This window comes from Bacillus sp. FSL K6-0073, from assembly GCF_038006085.1.
Classification (GTDB): domain Bacteria; phylum Bacillota; class Bacilli; order Bacillales; family Bacillaceae_G; genus Bacillus_A; species Bacillus_A cereus.
This window is the reverse complement of record NZ_JBBOUN010000001.1, coordinates 1,464,580-1,489,389: the sequence shown is the minus strand read 5'-3', so window position 1 is coordinate 1,489,389 and position 24,810 is coordinate 1,464,580. Positions and strand designations below refer to the sequence as shown.

The following is a 24,810-nucleotide window of genomic DNA, read 5'->3' as shown; positions in this document are numbered from 1 at the left end:
CTCTCATTAATGAATCATATCATTCATCAAAGCTTGTTCTTTTCTCTATTATGACATATTTTTTTCTATTGTTAGAAATAATGTTTATATAATCCATTTTCAGCCAAAAATATAAATAAAAGGAGGTGTACACAAATGAATTTACAATCTCTTATAATAGGTGCTCTATCGTTTTTAGCTTCAACTCTTATTTTTTATACCGTTAGTTACGTATTATTATTAGATTTGTTGCCCAATCACGTATTTATTGCCCTTGTCATCCTTTCCGCTCTTATGATTTCTTTTCTTATTACACGAAAATCAATGAATGAGCCATCTACAAAAGCAAAGTAATAGAGAGGGGTGCTTTCCCCTCTCTATTATCATTTCCTAGGAAAGGTCATATAGATTTGACGAGTTTACATTCATTCCAATCCGTAAGGGCTAATTAAAGTCTCACTTTATCTTTGAAAATTCATTTTTTCACCATAATCTTTAACAATCTGAATTATATTTTGAAACACACCTATTTTTTCTTTTTCACTGTTTAATATTTTCAAATCATAATTTTCGTAATATGTTTCTAATGATTTTAATTGTGATTCTGAAGCGCTTTTTATCGGAACAGTAGCATGTAATTCATATTGCTTATACCCTTCCTTTACTTTTTCACCTAAAATCATTTCACTCTCTTTTGCTCCAATTAATTTTTGAACTTTTTCTGGAAAATTGAGTTGCAAATAATATTCTTGCTCCTTCACTAACTTATTGTATAGTGATTGTGAAATCGTATACCGTACCGTATAATTCACGTTTTGATCGCCTGTTTTAATATGAAACGCGGTAATCTGCAAATCTTTTTTTGTTACTTCCGTTAAAGGGCTTACCTGCATCTCATCTTCTTTTTGTTCTGAGACATTTGGAAATATATCCAAAAGCTTTTCCGTATCTTTTTCATTCAACATATACATAGCTTTCTTATATTGCACCCATCCTCGTCTATCTTCTCCCCTTAACCATGCATAATAAGTTTCTTTTTTTCCATCTCTACTAATTTGTATTTCATATTCAGGTTCACCGAAGCTTCCTGTTATTTCTTGTTTCTCAGCTTTACTCAAAATGTCTATTACTAACTTCGCTTCTGATTCCTGCAACTTTTTCTCTTTATGTTTTTTTTGTATAACGGTTACCCCTATTGTTTCTTTCACTTCATTCACCGTCTCTTCTACTTTTTTTGTTTCTTTTTTCGGCTCAACTTGACCACAAGCTGCTAGTAACATAACAAACAACAACACCAATACATATTTCCCTTTCAAATTAATCCTCCTCTTACGATAAGAAATCCTTATAACCTTCATACATAAAACAAAAACGTGACATCCTATTAAATACGCTATACTAATCATTGAAAGGAGGTCTTTATCATGTCCATTAATTTTCATGATGAAAATAATAAGTACACATATGCAACAAGAAACGCTCATATTTCTTGGGCTGAAATGGTAAAAAACATTACAGAAATACAAAACAAGCAAATAATTGATATCGGCTGTGGTGGTGGGATTTATACGAAAGAACTCGCTCTTATGGGAGCCAATAATGTTGTGGGACTTGATTTTTCAAAAGAAATATTACAAGCTGCAAAAGAAAATTGTAACAACTTTCCAAACATTTCATTCATCCACGGTGATGCACATAATATCCCATACCCTAATGAAACATTTGACATAGTTATTTCGCGTGCAGTTATTCATCATTTACAAGACATTCCTACATTTTTACGTGAAGCTTCTCGTATATTAAATAAAAACGGTGTACTTATTTTACAAGATCGAACAATTGAAGATTGTACAATTCCAGGAAGTCCCGAACATATTCGCGGATATTTTTTCTCTTTATTTCCAAAACTTATTGAAATAGAGTCAAAAAGACGTCCAAAAACCAACACTATACAGACTGAATTGCAAAAACATTCTCTTCATGTACTTCCCACACAAACACAATGGGAAATACGAAAAATACATGATTCTGTAGAAGCATTATTGCAAGATTTATCTCCTCGAACAGGTCGATCCATTCTATATGAGTTAACAGATGATGAACTTTCTCAACTTCTACAACATATACAGACCGCATTACAAAACGTCTCTCCTATTATTGAAAGAGATCGATGGACAATTTGGAGCGCGATGAAGTTGTAAGGAAGGAAGCCTCACAAAATAATGTGAGGCTTCCTTTTTTCATAACCTAATTTTGCAACACTCTTGATATCCTCCACTTCTGGCCTGTGCACTTCCACACTTCGGACATACTAAATATCTAGACTGATTTGTCAACAAACTACCTTTTTGAAAGAGTAAAACTTCTGCTTGTTTAAACGAACGCGAATAATATAACCACATAAAACCAATTATAGCAATAATGCCAAATAATACTCCCATCGCAAGCATTTCAGTCACCTCTTTTGGTTTGTTCTTTCCAGCAAGTGGATTGTTGTATTATTCTCTGTAAATTCAAACAATCCCTTCTTTACTCCTATAAATATCAACTTTCTCTATAAATTTTACAATTCTCCGCAAATTTTTACTTCCATTTTACAATTCATTATTCCTTTTGCAACAACGAATATCACTTTCGATATTTCCGTATATAAATATATCTTTCAAAAAACATATTGACTTTCTAAAAAAAACATGCAACAATACTGTCAGAATACTTGAATAAAAATTCATTGACGAGAACGAGTACGTTATAGAACTGTTCCCCAGAGAGTTGGCGATTTGCTGAAAGCCAACGTTCAGCGCGTAACCGAAAATCATCTCCGAGAAGTAGAACCGAATGTTACAGTAAGTTCTTACCGGCCGTCCCCCGTTACAAGGAACACGTATCATGTTGTACGTTGCAAAGCCGTATACATATAGATTTATTTCTACATGTGTAAATTAGGGTGGTATCGCGGGTAAATATAACTCGTCCCTTTCTTTAGGGACGAGTTTTTTGTGTTCTTACAAATGAATGAAAAAGGAGGAAAAACAATGAACACTGTATCAAAAAAACATATTTTTTTCACGGGTCTTATGCTATTTTCTTTATTTTTTGGGGCAGGTAATTTAATTTTCCCTCCCATGCTTGGGCAAAACGCAGGTGAAAACTTTTGGCCAGCAATGATTGGATTTTTACTAACAGGAGTTGGCTTACCACTACTTACTGTTATCGCAATTTCTCTATCAGGAAATGGAATGCAACAACTTGCAAGTCATGTTCATCCATTATTCGGAATTTTCTTTACAGTGGTTGTATACATTGCCATCGGTCCATCCATGGGCATCCCACGTGTTGCAAATGTCGCTTATGAAATGGGTGTTAGTTCTTTCTTGCCAGAAACAATCCGCTCTAGCAGCCTAGTACTATTTGTATATACAATCATCTTCTTTACTATCGTATTTTGGCTGAGTTTGAATCCATCTAAACTTGTTGATCGTATTGGAAATGTATTAACACCTATTTTATTACTCTCTATTTTCTTATTGTTTGTTAAAAGTGTATTTACACCACTTGGACAATCAGGACCAGCAATGCAAGAGTATCAAACTTCTCCAATCTTCAAAGGCTTTATGGAAGGCTACTTAACAATGGACACCATTTCAGCACTTGCATTCGGAATTATCGTTGTAAATGCAATTCGCTCTAAAGGTGTGAATGATCGTAAGTCCATTGCCATCGCCACAGCAAAAGCAGGGCTTATTGCCGCTACAGGGCTCGTACTTGTATACGGTGCACTCGGCTGGCTTGGGGCAACTAGCGTCTCGCTCGGATATGCAAAAAATGGCGGACAGCTACTTACTGTTATCGTACAACAATTATTCGGTCCATATGGTTTGCTCCTATTATCTCTTATCGTTACACTCGCTTGTTTAACGACATGCGTTGGACTCGTCTCTGCGTGCAGCCAATATTTTTCAACATTATTGACTACATTTTCATACAAAACGTTCGCGAGTATCATTTGCGCATTAGGATTACTAGTTGCCAACTTAGGTTTAACGAAAATTATCGCAATCTCTGTTCCAATTCTGCTTGTTGTGTATCCAATTGCAATTGTACTCGTACTACTATCATTGCTTCATAAATACTTCGGTGGATATCGCTCTGTTTATGTAGGTGCTTTAATCGGAGCAGCTGTAGTAAGCGTATTTGATGGATTAAAACAAGGTGGTATTTCAGTTTCATTTATCACACCATATTTTGAATTTATCCCTTTATATAATGAAGGAATCGGCTGGCTAATACCAGCATTAGTAGGAGCTCTTATTGGTCTTGCAATGGCTAAGCTAAGCGGTACGAAAAAAGTTCCATTAGTAACCGACTCTCACGAAGTAAAAGCCTCCTAAAAAAACTCCCAAAAGGGAGTTTTTTTACATTTGATACGCAGCATGATTAAAACTGCTTATTTTATAAGCTTTCGTATAATATTCAATATTCGTATCAACTGTTTCTACCTTGACAACATCATAGTGCTCTTCTTGCTTTACTAAAAATAAATAGTATTCCTCTGTTGCCTCAATAATCGCAATTTTATCTGTTTCAACATTATATTGTTCACAAAGCGCTTGTAATGCGTTCACATAATCCCCTAATTTTTTAGACTTATCCATTCCGAATATAGTTTGAACTAACATATACATTCTCCCCTTTATATGTACTGTTAACACCTCAATGATAACGCTTACATTATTTATCGTCAATAAAAACATTCAATTGTTTTAACGCCAAATCTATATTGTATCGAGCCAATAATCAGCGAGGAATTCCCCGCCAATTAAAGCTTCACTTTATCCCGCATTAACTGCCCGTAAAAACCCGATTGGTGAGAGCTGATAATCAGTGGGGGGATGAATCCCTCCCACTGATTAAAGTTTCACTTTATCACTTCGTTAATTGATGCCTAAATGCATAAATAACCGCCTGAGTACGATCACTTACATTCAATTTATTTAATATATTACTCACATGTGTCTTTACCGTTTTCAGTGCAATAAATAACTCGTCCGCAATCTCTTGATTACTTTTCCCCTCTGCAATTAATAACAAAATCTCAAACTCTCTTTCCGTTAAATCATCATGCAAAGGTTGCTCTTTCTTTTGACGCATACGGGACATCATTTTCCCGGTAACTTTTGGCTCTAATACTGTTTCTCCATCATAAGTAGCTCGTACAGCATCAGCAATATCACTTGCCCTTGATGTTTTTAATAAGTAACTGGTCGCCCCAGCCTCAATAACAGGATACAATTTTTCGTCATCTAAAAAGCTTGTTACAACTACAATTTTTGCTTCTGGCCATTCTTGAATAATAGCACGTGTTGCTTCGACACCATCCATCTCATCCATAACAAGGTCCATTAAAATAATATCCGGTCTTAATTGCAATGCTAATTCTGATCCTTTTCTTCCATTCTCAGCTTCTCCTACTACTTCAATATCTGGCTGTGTAGATAAATATGCCGATACACCCATACGAACCATTTCATGATCATCGACAAGCAATACTTTTATCATACTTCTCCCCCTCTCACAATCATAATCGGTACTTTTACTTCTATTTGTGTACCTTTTGCTGGGAAACTAAGTACCTTGAGTGTCCCACCAATTTCATGAACACGCTCTTGCATCGATCTTAGGCCATATGAACCAGCCTTATTAACCCCTACTTCAAACCCAACGCCGTCATCAATGATTTTTAAAATCGCATATTGATCAATTTTTCGAAGGCGCACTTCTGTTTTCTTTGCCTTCGCGTGTCGCAACGTGTTTGATAGCGCTTCTTGCACAATACGGAATAAATGATCTTCTACACCTTTTTTTAATTCTATTGGCTCAATAAGCCATTCAATTTTCATATGTTGCTTTCGCGATAATTCCGTCAATAATTCCTCTATACCTTGTGTCAGTTTCTTACCTTCTAATTGTACAGGCCGTAAATGAAGAAGCAACGCTCTCATTTCTGATTGTGCATTTACAACCATATTTTCAACGAGCTGCAACTGCTTTTTTGTCGTTTCTGGAATTTCAGCTACTTGTTCATTAATAGCTGACATCATCATCGACATTGCGAAAAGCTGCTGACTCACTGAATCATGCAACTCCCTTGCTAAACGATGCCTTTCTTGAGAAATCGCTTCTTGTCTCATCTCTTCATTCCAATGAGCTCGTTCATTCGTTACTTTTTGAAAGAGTCCAGCTTGCTCCTCTAATCGACGAGCCAGAACGATTACTTTTCGTTCCACTTCATGAAATTCATCATCTGCAGTAAACGAAACATCGCTCGGAAAATTCCCTCGCTCTACTTCAAATAGAAACGTATTTAATCCTTGTATACGCTGCTCTATATAGTAACCGATTGCATATCCTACAATTCCCCCGATAAGTAAACTTGTAGTCATAATAAACAAGCCAATTGGAACAGAAGCGATGGATTCCTTCCATAATAAATCATACACTTGTTGCTCGCTTTTCCATACATATACAATTGTACAAATGAGTGCGATACTAACAGAGGACAACATAGAATACCGAATATACATCCACGAAATATTTTTTTGTTTCTTCATTATACTTTCCTCACTTCCGTGTCGCCTACGACAAGCGAAGAAATAATTTTAATACGACGAGGAGCCTCTTTATACTGCTCTGTTCTAAATGTAACATTGCGGTTAAACCCTGTCTCTTCATGACCTGGCAAGAGCACACGTCCGACAATAACAGAATGATTTAAAGAAAGTTCAATATCATATGGCACATATAAACGAATATTGCCAACGACACCCCGAATAACAATTACCGTTTCCCCTTCTGGAATCATAGCAGTCGTTAAATCTATTTCCACATCACAGGCACCATATTGAACATTAATATCCTCAAGTTCATAAATATGATCCATCATTCGTACATTGCCTACAAACATATTTTTTAAATATGTTTCTGTACGATATATTTGCTTCTCTTCGTCTATAATCCCTTTTTCTTTAATTTCAACCTTCATTGCTTTTTGCTGATGTCCTTGTTGAATCAATTGATAACCTATTAAAGCTAAACAAGCAAATACGACAAGAACAAATGCTGCTGATGAAAATAAGAAGAATAAAAATACGATACCACCAACAAATAAAAATACATTTCCCCGTACATAACGATTCTTTTTACGATAATGCCTTCCAAACATAAGCATAATAAATGCAAAAATGAGACCACCTGGTTCAAAATGTCCAAGTATCATATCAAGAAAAAGACCGAATCCAAATATGATGAGGAGCATCCCCATTAATTGTGTCTTTGAAAAATGTTTCTTCATTTCAGCTCCCCCTTCTTGTCACATATACATAGAAGAAAAGGCATTGCTTTCCAACACCTTTTCTCCTATCACTATATCATAAGCCTGTTTTATAATATACCACTATTATTTTGTTAACTCTTTCGTTAACGATACATCATTCTTTTCTTTCATTTCACGCTCAAGTTTTGCAATTTTCATATCAAACGTGTCACGCTCATGCTCTTCATTCATACGAGTTTCTAAGTCACGAATATGATCTTCAATCTCTTCAAATCGTAAGAACGGATTATTTTCATCCATTTTATGCATCGCAGTATTCATACGACGATTTGCATGTGCCATATTTTCACGTGCCATTAGTTCCATTCGTTTTGCGTGCATTTCTTTTAATTTATTTTTCATTTCAGAAAGACGACGCTCTAACTCATCAATTTGCTCTACAACACCTGCATACATTTCTTCTAATCGAGTTACTTGCCCTTCATAATAAGCTACCTCTTCTAACGCACGTTCGTGCAATTGTAATTCGCCTGCTTCTTGAGCAATGATAGCTTGCTTTGATCTTTTATTAACGAAATAACGTGCTTGCTCAAGCTCACGAGCAAAATTAGATTTTAATGTTTTATGACGCCCAATTAACTTCTCAATTTTTGTTATTTCACGCTCACTATCACGTAAATATTGGTTTAACATCGCAATTGGATTTTTTCTTTCCTTCTCATCTAACACGTTATGAAAATCAGCTAAAATTGCATCGCGTACACGTCCGAATAAAGATTGTTTCATTATAAATCTTCCTCTCTTCTACTTTATTTATAATTTGATTTATTTTTTTAGTTTTTCATTAATTTGTTCCACTCATCTTCAAAGTTGCTATATGGTTTAGAACTTTCTGGAGCAGATTCAACAACTACATCTTTTTCTTTTTTCCACTCACGGTATCCGTAGTATAAAACCACTAAAGCAGCGATACCGATTAATGCTGGTGAATGAGAAAGTGCAATGGATAAACCGATTAAACCAACAATACCCCAAGCTAACTTTCCAAAAAATGATTTAGCTCGCACAAATGATTTATAGCTCCAATATACAACTCCTGCTCCGATTGCGAATCCTACAATACCAGCAAGACTACCAAGAGCAATTAAAGCCAAAATACCGGCTGCGATAAACGCTAGAAATTGTTTCATCTTGTGCTTGCCTCCCTTCGATTTGATACTCTTATCTTAACTAATTTTTCGTCTTCCCATAACGAGCTTAAGAACCGTTTTTAACTCAGACTTAAGACCGAGTCATATTCAGCCCTTTACGCAAAAAAACGTGCAGAATCTATTCTCTGCACGTTTTTTAATTACTAACATTCATATTAAATTAAGCTGTTTTATGATACTCTTTTTTCTCAGCTACTTTCGAAAACCTTGGAAACCCAATTAAAATAGAAACAATCCCACATACTCCAACTAACATTGGATAAAATGCATATGGCAACAATTCAACCGGAGATAACGCTGCAAATCCTGCTGCCGTTAACATTTGGGCACCGTACGGAATTAATCCTTGCACACAACATGAGAAAAGATCTAATACACTCGCTGATTTACGAGGGTCTATTTCATATTGATCTGCAATATTTTTTGCAAGGGGTCCTGTAAAGATAATTGAAATCGTATTATTCGCTGTACACATATTCGTCATACTCACTAAACCAGCAATACCAAATTCCGCTCCTTTTTTCGAACGAATATTACGTGTTAATACATTCATCAAATATTGAATACCACCATTATATTGGATTAATTCAACCATACCGCCAATTAATATAGCAAGTAATACTAACTCCATCATACCGCCCATTCCAGTCGTTACACTTTTAAAGAAACTTTCTAACGTGTAACTTCCATCTATAAGACCGATAACACCAGATAGTACAGTTCCACCAGTTAATACAATAAGTACATTCCAGCCAAGTAGCGCTGTAATAAGTACTCCTGCGTACGGTAAAATCTTTATCCAATCAAAGTTATGTGCTTTAATGTGCGTGTCACTTCCTGAAGTAACTATTACTAATAGTACAATTGTAATAATAGCCGCTGGTAACACAATTAAAAAGTTCGTTTTAAACTTATCTTTCATTTCTGTTCCTTGTGAACGAACAGCTGCAATTGTTGTATCTGAAATAAATGATAAATTATCACCAAACATCGCTCCGCCAACAACAGTAGCCATTGCAAGCGCAATTGAGATATCAGTTTGACCACTAATACCTACAGCAATCGGCGCTAATGCTGCAATTGTTCCCATTGAAGTTCCCATCGCTAATGAAATAAATGCACCAATAACAAAGATTCCAGCTACGATAAATCCTGGCGGTAAAATAGTTAACGCTAAATTAACAGTTGAGTCTACTCCGCCCATTCCTTTAGCAGTTTCAGAAAATGCACCTGCAAGCACAAAAATTAATACCATAATCATAATATCCGGATTTCCTGCACCTTTAGCGAACCGCTCTACTTTCACATTAAAACTTTCTTTACGATTCATCACTAAAGCGACTCCTACAGCAATTGAAATCGCTACAAGTATCGGCAATTTATAGAAATCACCTGTAATAATTCCAGAACCAATAAATAGCGCCAAAAATATCCCAAGTGGTAATAAAGCTAAACCATTTTCTCTCGTTTCTTTCAAAGTACCATCTCTCCCTAGTTTCAACCTTTTTCTAATGAATAACAAAAGACCTCTTCCGATGAGAAGAGGTCTTATACATCTATAAGAAACACTCTTCTCATCTTTCAAGCACACGCTTGCTGGATTTGGCACAGCACTCTGAAATCGAGTCCGCTGCCGAGGCATCGTAGGGCCAGTCCCTCCGCCTCTCTTTATAAGAAGGTTTCATATTTATTTTTTAATAATAATTTCTTCCCTAACTTTACTCGCTTACAAAAAAAAAGTCAATTATTTTTTGTATAGATTTTTTTGGTAATTATACAAAAATTTGAATACAACAATCATTTCAACTTTTCTATTTCTTCTTTCAATATTGAAATCCAATAAAATTTACTATTTTTTATTGTTGCTAATATCCATTTCGTAGTATACCAAGCTAACTCATACTCTTCCTTCGTGACATCGCCACTTTTATAAGCATACTCTAGCTCCTCTTCATCTAATACATACACCTTACCGCTAGGTAATAATACTACATCTAAATATAAATCATCAAAATACGGTAAACCACGATCGTCTATTTTATATTCTTTCGCCACATCTATATAATATTGCACTAATTTTTTCTGATCATCTAACATAGCGGTAATCGCAAAGTTTTTCCCGTCTATGAAATATTGAATCCACGTATACTGATCCGCTGCAATACAAAGTTCTTCACCATCATATTCTTTACAACTAGGCTCTCTCACCTTTTTTATATCCAGTATTCCGAGCATTCCCTCTTCCACTTGCTTAACCGTATAACTCTTTTCTATTAGTCTCTTCCACGAAGAACCGTCACCATATTTTCGTTTCATTATGTCTGCTCCTCTTCTATATACAGAAAAGCTCCCACATATTATGTGAGAGCTTGTTCATATTATAATTAAGCCGCTTGACCCTTTTCAGAAATCTCTTTTAAATAAGCTTGTCCTTTTTCAGCGTCATATTGACCTTCCCACTTAGACATAACTACAGCTGCTAAAGAGTTTCCTACAACGTTAACTGCTGTACGAGCCATATCTAAAATACGGTCAATACCAGCAATGAACGCTAAGCCTTCAGGTGGAATACCTACTGTACCAAGTGTCGCTAATAATACAACGAATGATACGCCCGGTACACCTGCGATACCTTTTGATGTAACCATTAATACAAGCAATAATGTAATTTGTTGTGTAATAGATAAATCAATACCGTACATTTGCGCTAAGAAAATAGCCGCAATTGCTTGATATAAAGTTGATCCATCTAAGTTAAATGAATAACCTGTCGGAATAACGAAAGATGTAATTGCTTTCGGACAACCGAATTTCTCCATTTTCTCCATGATTTTTGGTAAAACTGTTTCTGAGCTTGCTGTAGAATACGCTAAGATCAGCTCGTCTTTTAAAATCTTAAAGAATTGGAAAATGTTGATTCCAAATATTTTCGCTGTAAGTCCTAAGACAACTACGACGAAGAAGATCATTGCCCCATATACGACAATTAGTAATTTCCCTAATGGAATTAATGAAGCAAGACCAAATGTAGAAACTGTAACACCAATTAGTGCAAACACACCAAATGGTGCAAATTTCATAACTTGGTTTGTTACGTAAAACATTGCGTCAGCTACACCTTGGAAAAATTGAAGAACTGGTCTTCCTCTTTCACCAATTGCTGCTACGCCTAAACCAAATAGTACAGAGAAGAAGATAATAGCAAGCATATCTCCGTCAGCCAATGACTTCATAATGTTCGTTGGAACAATATTTACAAACGTATCTGCAAATGAATGACTTTGTACTTGCTCTGTCGTATGTGTATATTTCGAAATATCTGTCTTTGTTAACTGCTCCATATTTACGCCTTTTCCTGGTTGGAAAATATTCGCTATTAATAGACCAACAATAATTGCAATTGTTGTAATAATTTCAAAGTAAAGAATTGTTTTTCCGCCTAGTCGACCTAGTTTTTTAACATCGCCAACACCAGCAACCCCAACAACAATACTTGCTACAACAATCGGTACAACGATCATTTTAATTAATCGGATGAAAATATCACCAATTGGTTGTAAGTACTTCACAACAGCTGGATTATCAAAGAAAATCGCCCCAACCGCAATACCAAGCGCAAGCCCTATTAATATTTGCCATGCAAGTCCTATTCTTTTCATATTTGTTGTAACCCCCTCTTCGATGTGTCACTCTATCTCTCATTCTATCTCTATAAAACTAAGAAATTAAGAGTATTACATATTATTCGACAATTCACTACATTTTGTCCCTGTTAAAAATCATAAATCAAAAATTTAAATCTGACAACAAAATAACTTTGCCCGAACACAAATAATTTTCTTGACAAAAAGCAGACCCATGTCAGAAAACCTAACATGAGAACGATTCCTCACTAGTGTTTTATTAGCTTTCCAAGTAATATTTTACCTCATAAAAACGATTACTTTCCTTCTTCACTTTACAGATTAATTCCAAAATATACCTTTGTTACACATATGAATAAAATGTATGTACTATGACAATTACAGTTGAAAAATGATAAATTCCGACAAAACTTAGCAATTTTATAAAGTTTTCTTTACATTATGATTACAACGATAGACACTCTTCTTCTTATGATATATAACATTCATAGAGAAAGGAGTCAGACAACTATGAAAAAGAAATTTGCAGCGTTTAGTGTTTTAGCAGCAGGAACGATTTTTGCTTCCCCGTTACTTTCACCTGTATACGCTGAAACAAATCAAGATAAATTATCTAACATTCAATCTGAATTAGAAGGCAAACAAAGTGACTTACAAAATAAATCAGTCGAGAAAGAACAAATAGAAAAAGAAATTCAAGAATTACAGAAGAAAATTGATGAATTAACTACTTCTATTAATAAAAACGAAGCTGAATTAAACGATACAAAAAAAGAAATTAGCAAAACTCAACAAGTAATTGCTGACAAAAAGAAACATATAGAACAATTACAAACAAACATAGATACACGTCAGGAAGTTATTAAACAACGATTACAATCTATGCAAGAAAAACCTCGTACAAATATCATTACAGAGGTACTAACAAATTCTTCAAATATTGCCGATCTTGTTGATAATATGTACTCCGTAAGTTTAATATTAAACAACGATACAGATATTGTAAAAAAACAAACATCTGATCAAAATGCTGTAACTACAGAAAAAGAGGCTGTTGAGAAAAAAGAACAACAACTGAAAGAATCTGAGCAAAAACTAGAACAAAAACAGCAAGAATTACAAAATAACCAACAACAGCAACAAACTCTTATTAACGATCTACATACGAAAGTAGCAAAAGTAGATTCAGAGATTGAAGGATTAGAAGAATCCAAAGGCATTTTAGAAAATCAACGTCAAGCTGTGCAAAAAGCAATTGAAGAAGAAAAACGGGCCGAAGAAGCTCGTAAAGCGGAAGAAGCCCGCCAGGCAGAAGAGGCCCGCAAACAACAAGCTACTAAATCTGCTCAAGCAACTCAAGCCGCTCCAACACCACATGATACAAACATCGGTGGCTTTATCAAACCAGCAGCTGGATCAAAAACTTCCGGATTTGGTGTACGTTCTTTAGATAACCATAAAGGAATTGACATCGCTGCTTCGGGAACGGTTCCAATTATCGCCGCTGCAGATGGCGTTGTTATTCGTTCAGAATTATCATCTAGTTACGGAAACGTAGTGTATTTATCTCACCGTATAAACGGAAAAACATATACGACAGTATATGCTCATATGAATAGCCGTTCTGTATCGAATGGACAAACTGTAAAACAAGGCGATCAGCTTGGATTTATGGGGAACACGGGCCAATCATACGGACAACATTTACACTTCGAACTTCATCTTGGAGAATGGAATGTCGGCAAGACAAACGCAGTTGACCCATCTCCTTATATCGGATTATAAAAAACCTCGGTGCCTACCGAGGTTTTTTATTTACACTTCACACAATATAGGCATTCTACATAGACTATAACTAAATGCCTATAGTTTACGGGGTGATCAATATGAATACGCAATTACAACAAAAAATAGAAGAAGCTAGAGAGACGTATATTGGCCGGATATTTACATTTGGCGGCTCAGTATTATTTTTAATCGGTTCATTCCTTGCAGTCACTACAGCCTATAAAGCATATAATCGTTTATTACACTCATCAACATCCACATAAAAAAAGACGGGAGATCCCCGCCTTTTTTTATGCAAACATTTTAAATACACCTATCGCATTTAAAAATACAATTATTACAGTTACCGGAATAACATAACGAAGTAAGAAGAACCAAATGTTAAATAACGTTTTCCCCTTCGTTTCCGTCACTTCTAATTCTTTCATCAATAACTCTTTACTCATTTTATTTGGTACAAATAATGAAATAGCTAGTACTCCTAACGGCAGCAATACGTTACTTACCGAAAAGTCAACTAAATCAAAGAATGTTTTCCCGAATATTTTCACGTCACTCATAATCCCAAATGATAAAGCTGATGGAATACCGACTGCAAAAATAAGAATACCGATTAATAATGATGCTGATGGACGCTTCTTCTCATTACCTTTCGCAACAGATGCTACTACAATTTCAAGCATTGAAATTGCTGATGTTAAAGTCGCAAAGAAGAATAAAATTAAAAACATAATAAAGAAAAATTGACCAAATGGTATTTTTGCAAATACTGCCGGAAGGACGATAAACAGTAATCCTGGTCCTTCAGTCGGTTTAACTCCTAATGCGAAAATCGCTGGGAAAATTGCTAATCCTGCAAGTACTGTAACAAAAACAGTTAAACTTACAATAGATGTTGCTGATTTCGCTAAATGTTCCTCTTTCTTTAAATACGAACTATACGTGACCATTACTGAGGCACCTACTGTTAGTGAGAAGAAAGATTGTCCCATCGCGTATAAAATCGTATCTGCTGTAAGCTTTGAAAAATCTGGCTTTAAGAAGAACTCTACTCCAGCAAAAGCACCATCGAGTGTTAACGCACGAACAATAATCGCAATAAATAAAATAAATAATAGCGGCATCATGTACTTACTTGCCTTTTCTATACCTTTCTCTACACCTTTACTTACGACAAAAATTGTACAAAGCATAAAGATAAATTGTGCTCCAATCGCACTTAACGGATTTGAAATCGTTTCACCGAACAATTGTCCATAATCAGCTGCTCTATTCCAGAAACTTCCTGTCACACTATAATATAAATAAAGTAAAATCCATCCACCTACAACACTATAAAAAGATAGTACACTAAAACAAGTAACAACTCCCATACGACCAATCCAAGGATATACTTTGCTATTTGGCACTAGTACTTTATAAGCTGTAACGGCCTCTTTTTGCGTGCTACGTCCAATAACAAACTCCGCTATTAGAAGAGGCATACCTATAAATAAAGTTAATAGTAAAAATACAAGGAAGAATGCGCCTCCCCCGCCATTACCTGCAACATATGGAAATTTCCATATCGCACCAAGACCTACTGCGGCTCCGGCTGCTGCGAGTACAAAGCCGATTTTCGACGTCCATTGCTGTGTTTCTTTCATCATAAATTCTCCTTTTCTGAATATTTAAACTTTTGTTAATTATACACTTTCATTTCATACTCGCACACCTCCTTTAGAAAATAAAAAAGTCCCCTACACGCAAATATGCATGTAGAGGACGATATATGTAATGTAAATACCGTGGTACCACCTCAATTGGATTGATAAATCCCACTTGTTCAAGTACAGGAATAATTCCGATACTCTATCCTTTTAACGGCGGAACCCGGGTTGCCTACTACAATGTTCAACATACCTCTCGCAAGCCCATTCTGTATATTTTATCGTACCGGGCTCCCACCTAACCCCAGCTCTCTGAACGCATCAAATATACGTACTCTTCTTGCTCATCGATTTCATCTATTGAAGTTACTTGTGATTATAAATTATATTTTTATATTTGTAAAGCGCACTTTATCTTTTATTATTTTAAAATCTTTTCCTCTAATTCTCGTAAAAAACTTTCTCTTTTCCCCTCGTTTTGCACATATACTGATTTCAACACTTCTTGGAGCAATATATTTCGTTCCCTCTTTTCTAACTGTAAATCTTTTAACTTCAACCTTACTTCATATAAAAAATCTAAATACGATTCATATGTCTCATCATATTTATTTGCAATATCATCTCGAATTTTTTTTGCGAGCTTCGGGCTCGCTCCCCCAGTAGAAACTGCTATATTAAGTAAACCACGATGAATCGCTGCCGGAAAATGAACATTACCACTTTCCGGATTTGTAATAACATTTACTAATTGATTCTCAGCGGCATCTTCAGCAACTTGTTCATTTAATATTGAATCACTACTCGCTGCAACAACTAAAAAAGCACTTTTAATATCACTTTTTTCATATTCTCTTTGATACCAACGAATTTTCTTTTCTTCCACAAGTTTTACTAAATTCGCATCTAATTCTGGACTTATCACAACTATATCCGCACCCTGTTTGAGTAAAGGAATAATTTTAAATCCTGCAACTTTTCCCCCGCCAATAACAACAACGCGTTTCTCATTAACTCGCACTGTAAGTGGATACATACTGATCTCCTTTCAATAACTCCGTCGTTTTCTGAATTAACATATCTTGAAACGCTTCATTCTTCCCTAAATATGGACTGATTTTTATCTCTTCCAATTCATATTGGCGCACTTCTTTCTCAATATGTTTCATAAGTAAACCTGTAAATAACAAGTAAGGCAGTACAACGATGTTCTTTTCTTTTCGTTCTACAACTTCCTTTAACTTCTCCTCAAATTTTGGCTCTGCAGCCGCTAAATAACAAACTTCTACTTTTTTAACCTTCTCTTTTGTTTGAAATAAAGAAGCAATCCAGTTTATATCTCTTAATACTTCAGGATCACTACTCCCTCTTGCAACGAGAAGTAACGTCACTTCATTTTTATCTTCCTGTTCGATGCCACTTCCGCTATACACCGATTTAACAAGTGTTTCTGATACACCAAACGGATTACCATAAGTCACTTTAACATTTGGATATTGATTCTTGAGCTTTACCAATTCAAACGGAATATCTTTCTTCACATGACCTGCCGCTAATAAAAAAACAGGGATAGCAATAATCTCTGTGGCCCCACGCTTCACACATGTACGAAAACCATCTTCAATAGAAGGATTCGCTAACTCTAAAAAACAAACTTCTTGAATAGTCGCTTCTATACGGCTCATACACGATGTAATAAATTGAATCGCCTCTTCTTTCGCTGTCTTCAAACGACTTCCATGACATATATATAAAACGGCTTTCATTTTACAACACTCCACTTACTTGATAAGCATTTTCTGTCTGCTTCTCAAACCAATGAATTTTTTCTCTAAAACGGACAACTTCTCCAATTACAATCATGCTCGGATTTTGAATTTGCTCTTTTTTCGCAACATCTACAATTGTCCCTAACGTTCCAACAACTGTGCGTTGCATAGACGTCGTCCCCTGCTCAATAATAGCAGCTGGCGTACTTTTATCTTTTCCATGCTTCATAAGTTGCTCACATATGTAGGGCAAATTACTAACCCCCATATATACCGCTAAAGTCTCTACACCTTTCGCTAAACTTTCCCATTTCACTTCTTCTTCAGCACCTTCTTTCCTATGCCCAGTCACAATAGCAAAACTTGCACTTGCATCACGGTGCGTCACTGGAATGCCCGCATAAGCAGGAGCAGCTATTCCAGCTGAAATACCAGGAATGATTTCAAATGGTACACCTTGCTTTGCTAATGCTTCAGCTTCTTCTCCCCCTCTACCAAACACAAATGGATCGCCGCCCTTAAGCCTCGTTACAACTTTTCCTTTTTTCGCATACTTAATAAGAAACGTGTTAATTGTCTCTTGCTTCATCGTGTGATAATTCGGGAGTTTTCCGCAATAAATTAAATCCGCGTCAGGCTTTGCGTGTGAAAGCAGCTCTTTATTCACAAGTCGGTCGTATAAAATAACATCTGCCTTCTCAATACATTTCAACCCTTTAACAGTAATTAAATCTGGATCGCCAGGACCCGCTCCAACAATATAAACCTTTCCCATCATCTCTCCTCATTTCTTCTATTAAAATGAAACTTCCATTCGTATATAAGAATGGAAGTTTTTATTTTTTCGTATTACTGATCTCTACTCATGGATAACAAATGCCGCACCTTTTCGAATCTTCTTTTTTTCAAACAAAGAAATCTCTTTTACCTCTGGCAACGGTAAAAAATGCTTTTCAAGCTCAATCTCCGCAAGCTTAAATGCCTGTTCTTCACTTTGAGCAACAACAACTATCGGAACAATATCACTCACTAATACAGCTTCAAATCGATATAAATCCATATCGTCCCTCCTAAGACGCTATTACTTCTTCTAGCACATTATTTAACGCTATTTGTAATGTATCTACACCAACACGACCTACAAAATCATAAAATGTTTCGGCTGGTAATTTATTCTCTTTGAAATAACTTATAAATGATGCGAGTACATCAGGTAGATCCTCGCCATCTATTTTTCCTTTTAACTTTTGATTGTAGGCACCGCCATCTAATAATGTTCCACCTACGTATATTTCAAACGCTTCAACAATGCCTTTTTCCTTCGTTTTCATTTTCACACCTTGTAACCCAATGTCAGCAATTTGACGTTGACCACATGAATTCGGGCAGCCTACCATATGAATTCGAACTGGAACATCGAGTGCAATTTGTGTATCTAAGTATTCTGCAATTTTTCGTAATCTTTCTTTCGTTTCTACTAGTGCAAGATTACAATATTCAATACCGGTACATGAAACCGCATGACCAATAAATGATTTCGGGCTAGCAGATATCGCTTCAAACAGCGGTTCACTAAGTAATCCTTTTACATTTTCCGGAGGAACGTTCGGAATAATGAAGTTTTGCGAGTTACATGTACGAATTTGTCCATTTCCATATTGCTTTGCGATTCTTGCAATCTCAAACATTTCTTCTGCATGTAAACGACCTACCGGTACATTAAAACCTACATATTTTAATCCCTCTTGTTTTTGGTCTTGAACACCATAAAAATAGCCTGCATTCCATCCTTTGAGTGCACTTTCCCCTTTACTTTGTAAAGGCCCTGTATACTCTATTAGTTTCTCTTTAAATTTCTCTGCTCCCCAGTCCGCAACAAGAAATTTCAACCGAGCTAAATGACGTTTCTCACGATATCCAAAATCACGGAATATAGTAGCAATCGCAATCGCCACCGCCTTCACTTCTTCTGGTAAAACGAATACATCTAATTCCTCAGCTAAATACGGACGGGCTGATAATCCTCCACCTACTTTTATATGAAAACCAACTTTTTTCTCACCATCTATTTCTTTCGTAGCAGGTGTAAATGCAACACAGTTAATCTCTGCGTTTGCTGAGTTATAAATATTAGAGCTAATAGACATTTTAAATTTACGTGGTAAATTAGAAAACTCTTCATTATGCTGGAAGTAATCGTATACTTCTTTTACAATATGCGTTGTATCAAATAATTCATTTGCATCAATGCCAGCAAGCGGATTACCTGTAATATTACGCGTTATATCACCACACGCTCCAGCTGAAGACAATCCAACTCTCGCTAATCTATTAAAAATATCTGGAATTTGATGAATTTCTAACCAATGAAACTGAATCGCTTGTCTCGTCGTAATATCTATTACATCACGTCCATAATCTTCAGCGATAGAAGCAAGTACTTCTGCCTGTGCATTTGTAATAATCCCTGACGGAATATTTACCCGCATCATAAAATAACCAGCTTCTTTCGGTCTTTGTAAATACAAGCCTGCCCATTTAAAGGCATCCCACTCTTCTTTCGGAATAGATTCGAAACCATTTTCCGCATAGTAAGGAATATCATTAAAAATTTCTAAGCCATCTTTTTCTAATTTATTTTTCTCGGTCTGATTTAATTTTTCATTGTTAGCCCATACTTTTTCATAACTCATTGTTTATCCCCCTATATAAAACTACGCTCTTGTAAGTACTTCACGATTTGTTCTGCACATTCTTCAATAGAATATTTGTGCGTTTCTACAATTAATTCCGCTTGCTCTGGCTCTTCATAAGGCGAATCAATACCTGTGAAATCCTTAATGTCACCTTTTCTTGCCTTTTTATAAAGCCCTTTCGGATCACGTTTCTCACACTCTTCAATCGGACACTTCACAAAAATTTCAATAAATTCATCTGCCGCTAATAAATCTCTTACTTGTTTACGGTCTACTCGAAATGGTGAAATAAATGCTGTAAGGACAACTGTTCCTTGATCTACAAATAACTTTGCCACTTCGCCAATACGTCTTATATTTTCCATGCGATCACTTTCAGAAAATCCTAAGTCTTTATTTAAACCGTGACGAATGTTATCCCCATCCAGCACATAATTTCCAATATTCTTTTCAAACAGTTTACGAGCGACCGCATTCGCTACTGTAGATTTACCCGAAGCTGATAAACCAGTAAACCAAATTACAAAACTGTGATGTCCATTCTTCGCTCTTCTCTCATCTTTTGAAACCGACGCTGTATGCCAAGTAATATTCGTATCCATCTCGTTCTCTCCCTATTCTGTTACTACTGCTTTTTTCAATCCTTTAATTAGTACTTCCACTACTTCTTTACGACTAAATGTACTCGGCGGAATCTCACCGTTTCTTAATAATTCTCTTACTTTTGTACCCGATAAAATAACATGATCTTCTTTTCCGTGCGGACATGTTTTCGTTGAAGCCATCGCTTCACATTTCGTGCAGTAAAAACTATGTTCAAAGAATAGTGGTGTAATTCCTAACTCTTCTATCGTAAAATTCGTGAAAATTTCTTGCGCTTCATACGTTCCGTAATAATCTCCTACCCCTGCATGATCGCGCCCTACTATAAAGTGGGTACATCCAAAATTCTTTCTTACTAACGCATGAAATATCGCTTCCCTTGGTCCTGCGTAACGCATGGCAGCAGGAAATACACTTAAAAAGACACGCTTTTTCGGATAATAGTTTTGAAGGAGTACTTCATAGCTTTCCATTCTTACATCAGCAGGAATATCATCCGATTTCGTTTCTCCAACGAGCGGATTTAAAAAGAGACCATCTACAATTTCAAGAGCAGACTTTTGGATATACTCATGGGCACGATGTACCGGGTTTCTCGTTTGAAACCCGACCACTGTTTTCCACCCACGTTTTTTAAATTCTTCCCTCGTTTCAATTGGGTCTAAATGATAAGAAGGAAATTGATTATTTTCAAAGCGTTTTGTTAGAATAATAGTTCCTCCAACGTAAACGTTTGGTCGTTCATATAATTTTTCCACTCCTGGATGAGCCCCATCCGTTGTTTTATATACAAGTAACGCTTCTTTTTCTTTATCTGGTACAAAAATATCTTCTATTTGAATGACACCATATATATTTCCATTGTTGACAAGCTTTACTTCCTCTCCAACTTTCAGGCTTTCTGCGACTTTTTCTGTTACAGGTAATGTAATTGGTATACTCCACACACTACCATTTGCTAAACGAAGCGTTTCTACGACTGAATCATAATCTTCCTTCCCTAAAAAACCAGTAAGGGGGCTATATCCACCTGTCGCCAATAGTTCTAAATCACTTAACGCAATATTGTCTAACTTAATTTCTTTTTCAATTTGTGATACGTCATATGCCTCATCTATACGGTTTACTAATTCGTTTACTATGCTCATTTTTCTATATCCTCTCTTAGCTTTATTTCAAGATTCATCTTATTGATAATGAAGACCACATTCAGTTTTCACTTTTCCAGCCCATCTACCATCTCTTGAATCGCCACCATCCCCAACAGGTAACGTACATTTCTCACACCCAATACTTGGATAACCAATATCATGCAACGGGTTATACGGCAAGCTATGTTTGTATACATATCGCCAAACTTCTTTCCACGTCCAATGAATGAGTGGACAAACTTTAATAGATTGAAAACGATGATCTTGATTTATAAACTTTGTATGCTTACGTGTTTCTGATTGTTCCCTTCTTAAGCCTGATATCCATGCTTTTTCCACTACTAATGATTTTTCTAAAGGTAAAATTTTTCTAATCTTACAACAAAGATTCGGATTGCTCTCCCACAGTTTTTCACCATGCAACTTCGCCTGTTCATCAAGTGTAAGTTCTGGCTGTTTTTCTATAATATTCAATGAAGGAAATCTTTCCCGCACTTTCCGAATTAATTCATACGTTTCTTGAAAATGAACATTTGTATCCAAAAATACGACTTTAGCATATGGATTTACTTGGTTTATAAGGTGCAGCAATACCATACCTTCCACCCCAAAGCTACATGCGTAGACAATTTCATCTTTATACTCTCCATAAGCCCACTTTAATACTGATAGCGCGCCTTTTGTTTCGTCTTCTTCCGAAAATGAAACAACATTTTCTTCCCACGTTTCATACGTCAACATGTTTTTTCCCCCTGTAAAAGCAAAAAGACGGTTTTAACCTAATGGAAATAGGTTAAAACCGCCTCTAGTTTTTCTAGTCAGCGCTTTTCACTTTAAACGTACTTTTTCACTTTTCTCTAACTGAATTACTTTTCCATCTTGCACAACAATTGTAATTGAACCATATTTCATATCAGCAAGCATCGCTTCAATCTTCTCGGATACTTCATCAAAATGTTCCCGTACACTCACGCAAACAGCCCCCCCTTTTTATTCATAAAAAAAATCTTTCCCATTTCGAAAAGACTGTTCGGTAATATATTTTACCTTATCTTTCAAAATGGATCCCATTTTGCTGGATTTAGCACCTTGCTTTCTATAAGCAGGTTGCCGAGCTTCTTCGGGCCAGTTCCCTCCGCTTCTCTTGATAAGCTTTGTATTTGTATTTTATCACAATTCTGATTTTTTTCAATCCTAGTTTTCCGATATATTTTAATTATTTTATTTTATAAAAAAGGAATTGCCCATACGAACAACTCCTTTTCCTATTTAGACAAGCTCTTTAATACGTATGCGATCGTTCCCAATAATATTTTCATATGTTTCACGTTCCACAACTACTTGCGATGTTCCGCCTTTTGCAAAGACAACGGCTGGTCTTCGAATCCGATTGTAATTATTCGCCATCGAGTACCCGTATGCTCCTGTACAGGAAACTGCTAGTAAATCAGAAGCAGCGACTTTCGGTAAATGAATATCCCAAATCAACATGTCTCCACTCTCACAGCATTTCCCGGCAATCGAAACGAGTTCCTCATTCTCATCATTCCCTCGATTCGCTAACATCGCTTCATAACGCGCGCTATATAAAGCTGGTCTTAAATTATCTGTCATTCCACCATCGACTGATACATATTTCCGAATACCAGGAATATCTTTCACAGATCCAACTGTATAAAGTGTTGTCCCAGCATCACCTACAATGCTACGGCCTGGTTCAACCCATATTTCTGGCAATGGATATTCACATACAGTAAATTGTTCTCTCACTGCACTTGTTACAGCTCGCACATATGTCTCAAGAGTTAATGGTGTATCTGACTCTGTGTAACGTATTCCAAATCCTCCGCCTACATTTAACACTTTTACTACATAGTTTGTTTGCTCTCTCACTTCTTCTAAAAATTGGCGAAGAACTTCAATCGCTCGAACAAAACCAGCTGTTTCAAATATTTGTGATCCAATATGTGAATGGATCCCTAGCACATTATAATTGGATTTTTGTACAGCAAATCTAATTGCCTGCATCGCTTGACCGTTTGAAACGCCAAATCCAAATTTCGAATCATCTTGACCTGTTGTAATATATTCATGTGTGTGCGCCTCTACTCCAGGCGTTACACGAATTAATATGTTCACAAATTTCCCATGTTGCATCGCTAAATCGTGTAAAACTTCTAATTCAAAGAAGTTATCTACGACAAAACAACCGATATTCGCCTGAAGAGCCATCACTATTTCTTCTTCTGTTTTATTATTTCCATGAAAATGAATACGTGATGCCGGAAATCCTGCTTGGAGCGCAGTATATAATTCTCCCCCAGAAACAACGTCTAATGACATACTCTCTTCACGAGCTACTCGGCACATCTCCATGCACAAGAACGCCTTGCTTGCATATGCTACTTGATAAGAGAAACCACTTTCTTTAAAAGCACGATGAAATGCTCGGCATTTTCCTCGGATAGACTCTTCATCGTATACATAAAGTGGTGTTCCGTATTGCTTTGCTAGCTGCGTCGTATCGCACCCTCCAATTTCTAAGTGTCCTTGCCCATTAATTCGGCTTGTGCCGTGTAAATACATTTAAATTCCTCCCTTATTTCCTCTAAAACTCATAACCCCAATCTTCTATTCATTGCAGCACGCTTTTAGATAGACAAAAAACGCGCGGAACAATGTTCACACGCGTTTCTTATTAGGAAAAATATATATTGAAAAAATAAACGAGTTGTTATCTCCTCAAAATAAGAAACCGCATCAACATCTCCAAATAGCTCTCCATAAAATAAATCTTATGACAGTACTACATTTATTCAATGCAGTCCCAATATATGAATAAGATGGTTATTCTTATATTTCGGCAATAGTCCCTTTCAACCTATGATCACAGATTCCATTAAATCTCCCATAGCTTACTCTTTCCTATCGCGGCCTCTACCTTTGAGAGTAGATGAGGTAAGTCTATTTAATTTTCAAACATCTAA

The 24,810-nt window shown here is 36.0% G+C and carries 27 protein-coding genes, 3 riboswitches and 2 other annotated features; of the genes, 5 read left to right on the top strand and 22 right to left on the bottom strand.

What is annotated here, in order from left to right:
• Positions 1-135 precede the first annotated feature (135 nt).
• Positions 136-333 carry a hypothetical protein gene (locus MHB52_RS07860; protein ID WP_001053357.1) on the top strand — a complete coding sequence of 66 codons (198 nt, stop codon included), beginning with the start codon at positions 136-138 and terminating at the stop codon, positions 331-333.
• A 107-nt stretch (positions 334-440) separates the two neighbouring features.
• Here the strand turns inward: MHB52_RS07860 and MHB52_RS07855 are convergent, their stop codons facing one another.
• Positions 441-1,295 carry a hypothetical protein gene (locus tag MHB52_RS07855; RefSeq protein ID WP_044796641.1) on the bottom strand — a complete coding sequence of 285 codons (855 nt, stop codon included), beginning with the start codon at positions 1,293-1,295 and terminating at the stop codon, positions 441-443.
• A gap of 108 nt (positions 1,296-1,403) precedes the next feature.
• Between MHB52_RS07855 and MHB52_RS07850 the strand changes: the two genes are divergently transcribed.
• Positions 1,404-2,180 (top strand): class I SAM-dependent methyltransferase, encoded by a 777-nt coding sequence (locus MHB52_RS07850; RefSeq protein WP_000026283.1) that lies wholly within the window; start codon positions 1,404-1,406, stop codon positions 2,178-2,180.
• 39 nt (positions 2,181-2,219) lie between these two features.
• Here the strand turns inward: MHB52_RS07850 and MHB52_RS07845 are convergent, their stop codons facing one another.
• Entirely contained in the window at positions 2,220-2,429 is a 210-nt protein-coding gene (locus MHB52_RS07845) for a hypothetical protein (protein ID WP_000880630.1), read from the bottom strand.
• Positions 2,430-2,701: 272 nt separating this feature from the next.
• Positions 2,702-2,960, top strand: a binding site (T-box leader).
• 54 nt (positions 2,961-3,014) lie between these two features.
• On the opposite strand from MHB52_RS07845, the gene brnQ3 reads away from it, so the two are divergent.
• On the top strand, positions 3,015-4,370 hold the full coding sequence (gene brnQ3 / locus MHB52_RS07840; protein ID WP_001099175.1) for a branched-chain amino acid transport system II carrier protein BrnQ3: 1,356 nt from the start codon (positions 3,015-3,017) through the stop codon (positions 4,368-4,370).
• Between the two features lie 24 nt (positions 4,371-4,394).
• On the opposite strand, the gene MHB52_RS07835 is transcribed toward brnQ3, so the two are convergent.
• The 9 genes from MHB52_RS07835 to gltP form a co-directional block, all read right to left on the bottom strand.
• Positions 4,395-4,733, bottom strand: a complete 339-nt coding sequence (locus tag MHB52_RS07835; RefSeq protein ID WP_115735452.1) for a DUF3922 domain-containing protein — start codon at positions 4,731-4,733, stop codon at positions 4,395-4,397.
• Between the two features lie 172 nt (positions 4,734-4,905).
• Positions 4,906-5,538: a response regulator gene (locus tag MHB52_RS07830; RefSeq protein ID WP_000598707.1), complete on the bottom strand. Its 633-nt coding sequence runs from the start codon at positions 5,536-5,538 to the stop codon at positions 4,906-4,908.
• The gene (locus MHB52_RS07825) at positions 5,535-6,590 is read right to left on the bottom strand and encodes a sensor histidine kinase (protein WP_061663867.1); all 1,056 of its coding nucleotides are present in this window, start codon (positions 6,588-6,590) and stop codon (positions 5,535-5,537) included. Before MHB52_RS07825 ends, MHB52_RS07830 begins: the two co-directional genes overlap by 4 nt.
• Entirely contained in the window at positions 6,590-7,330 is a 741-nt protein-coding gene (gene liaF / locus MHB52_RS07820) for a cell wall-active antibiotics response protein LiaF (protein WP_000716095.1), read from the bottom strand. The genes MHB52_RS07825 and liaF overlap by 1 nt, the downstream gene beginning before the upstream one ends.
• Before the next feature lie 105 nt (positions 7,331-7,435).
• Positions 7,436-8,098 carry a PspA/IM30 family protein gene (locus MHB52_RS07815; RefSeq protein WP_000814133.1) on the bottom strand — a complete coding sequence of 221 codons (663 nt, stop codon included), beginning with the start codon at positions 8,096-8,098 and terminating at the stop codon, positions 7,436-7,438.
• 47 nt (positions 8,099-8,145) lie between these two features.
• Positions 8,146-8,502: a lmo0954 family membrane protein gene (locus tag MHB52_RS07810; RefSeq protein WP_000808640.1), complete on the bottom strand. Its 357-nt coding sequence runs from the start codon at positions 8,500-8,502 to the stop codon at positions 8,146-8,148.
• Positions 8,503-8,683: 181 nt separating this feature from the next.
• The gene (locus MHB52_RS07805; protein ID WP_000665465.1) at positions 8,684-10,000 is read right to left on the bottom strand and encodes a Na+/H+ antiporter NhaC family protein; all 1,317 of its coding nucleotides are present in this window, start codon (positions 9,998-10,000) and stop codon (positions 8,684-8,686) included.
• A gap of 94 nt (positions 10,001-10,094) precedes the next feature.
• A riboswitch (SAM riboswitch) is annotated at positions 10,095-10,200 on the bottom strand.
• 120 nt (positions 10,201-10,320) lie between these two features.
• Positions 10,321-10,839: a DUF402 domain-containing protein gene (locus MHB52_RS07800; RefSeq protein ID WP_044796644.1), complete on the bottom strand. Its 519-nt coding sequence runs from the start codon at positions 10,837-10,839 to the stop codon at positions 10,321-10,323.
• Positions 10,840-10,907: 68 nt separating this feature from the next.
• Positions 10,908-12,182 (bottom strand): glutamate/aspartate:proton symporter GltP, encoded by a 1,275-nt coding sequence (gene gltP / locus MHB52_RS07795; protein ID WP_000821130.1) that lies wholly within the window; start codon positions 12,180-12,182, stop codon positions 10,908-10,910.
• 495 nt (positions 12,183-12,677) lie between these two features.
• Between gltP and MHB52_RS07790 the strand changes: the two genes are divergently transcribed.
• Positions 12,678-13,952 (top strand): murein hydrolase activator EnvC family protein, encoded by a 1,275-nt coding sequence (locus tag MHB52_RS07790; RefSeq protein WP_000726081.1) that lies wholly within the window; start codon positions 12,678-12,680, stop codon positions 13,950-13,952.
• 101 nt (positions 13,953-14,053) lie between these two features.
• Positions 14,054-14,218, top strand: a complete 165-nt coding sequence (locus MHB52_RS07785) for a hypothetical protein (RefSeq protein ID WP_001096002.1) — start codon at positions 14,054-14,056, stop codon at positions 14,216-14,218.
• A 27-nt stretch (positions 14,219-14,245) separates the two neighbouring features.
• Here MHB52_RS07785 and MHB52_RS07780 read toward each other — a convergent pair whose 3' ends face one another.
• From MHB52_RS07780 to lysA, 11 genes are all read right to left on the bottom strand, one after another.
• Positions 14,246-15,601: a sodium-dependent transporter gene (locus MHB52_RS07780; RefSeq protein WP_000665441.1), complete on the bottom strand. Its 1,356-nt coding sequence runs from the start codon at positions 15,599-15,601 to the stop codon at positions 14,246-14,248.
• Between the two features lie 111 nt (positions 15,602-15,712).
• Positions 15,713-15,961 (bottom strand) — a binding site (T-box leader).
• 64 nt (positions 15,962-16,025) lie between these two features.
• Positions 16,026-16,640, bottom strand: coding sequence for an NAD(P)-binding protein (locus MHB52_RS07775; RefSeq protein ID WP_000283355.1), 615 nt, complete (start codon positions 16,638-16,640; stop codon positions 16,026-16,028).
• Complete coding sequence (locus tag MHB52_RS07770) at positions 16,615-17,370, bottom strand: sirohydrochlorin chelatase (RefSeq protein WP_000648889.1); 756 nt, start codon at positions 17,368-17,370, stop codon at positions 16,615-16,617. The genes MHB52_RS07775 and MHB52_RS07770 overlap by 26 nt, the downstream gene beginning before the upstream one ends.
• Before the next feature lies 1 nt (position 17,371).
• Positions 17,372-18,148, bottom strand: a complete 777-nt coding sequence (gene cobA / locus MHB52_RS07765) for a uroporphyrinogen-III C-methyltransferase (RefSeq protein WP_000521255.1) — start codon at positions 18,146-18,148, stop codon at positions 17,372-17,374.
• A gap of 84 nt (positions 18,149-18,232) precedes the next feature.
• A complete protein-coding gene (locus MHB52_RS07760) occupies positions 18,233-18,433 on the bottom strand; it encodes a DUF3906 family protein (protein WP_000366918.1) in 201 nt (66 codons plus the stop codon).
• Between the two features lie 10 nt (positions 18,434-18,443).
• Positions 18,444-20,066: a nitrite/sulfite reductase gene (locus tag MHB52_RS07755; protein WP_000119607.1), complete on the bottom strand. Its 1,623-nt coding sequence runs from the start codon at positions 20,064-20,066 to the stop codon at positions 18,444-18,446.
• An 11-nt stretch (positions 20,067-20,077) separates the two neighbouring features.
• Positions 20,078-20,671: an adenylyl-sulfate kinase gene (cysC, locus tag MHB52_RS07750; RefSeq protein WP_000380494.1), complete on the bottom strand. Its 594-nt coding sequence runs from the start codon at positions 20,669-20,671 to the stop codon at positions 20,078-20,080.
• 12 nt (positions 20,672-20,683) lie between these two features.
• On the bottom strand, positions 20,684-21,820 hold the full coding sequence (gene sat, locus MHB52_RS07745) for a sulfate adenylyltransferase (RefSeq protein WP_000029483.1): 1,137 nt from the start codon (positions 21,818-21,820) through the stop codon (positions 20,684-20,686).
• A gap of 39 nt (positions 21,821-21,859) precedes the next feature.
• Positions 21,860-22,564, bottom strand: coding sequence for a phosphoadenylyl-sulfate reductase (locus MHB52_RS07740; protein WP_000959010.1), 705 nt, complete (start codon positions 22,562-22,564; stop codon positions 21,860-21,862).
• 87 nt (positions 22,565-22,651) lie between these two features.
• Complete coding sequence (locus tag MHB52_RS07735; protein WP_000116158.1) at positions 22,652-22,795, bottom strand: YezD family protein; 144 nt, start codon at positions 22,793-22,795, stop codon at positions 22,652-22,654.
• A gap of 73 nt (positions 22,796-22,868) precedes the next feature.
• Positions 22,869-22,977: riboswitch (SAM riboswitch) on the bottom strand.
• Between the two features lie 115 nt (positions 22,978-23,092).
• Positions 23,093-24,409: a diaminopimelate decarboxylase gene (lysA, locus tag MHB52_RS07730; RefSeq protein WP_000280678.1), complete on the bottom strand. Its 1,317-nt coding sequence runs from the start codon at positions 24,407-24,409 to the stop codon at positions 23,093-23,095.
• 180 nt (positions 24,410-24,589) lie between these two features.
• A riboswitch (Lysine riboswitch) is annotated at positions 24,590-24,771 on the bottom strand.
• Positions 24,772-24,810: the final 39 nt, after the last annotated feature.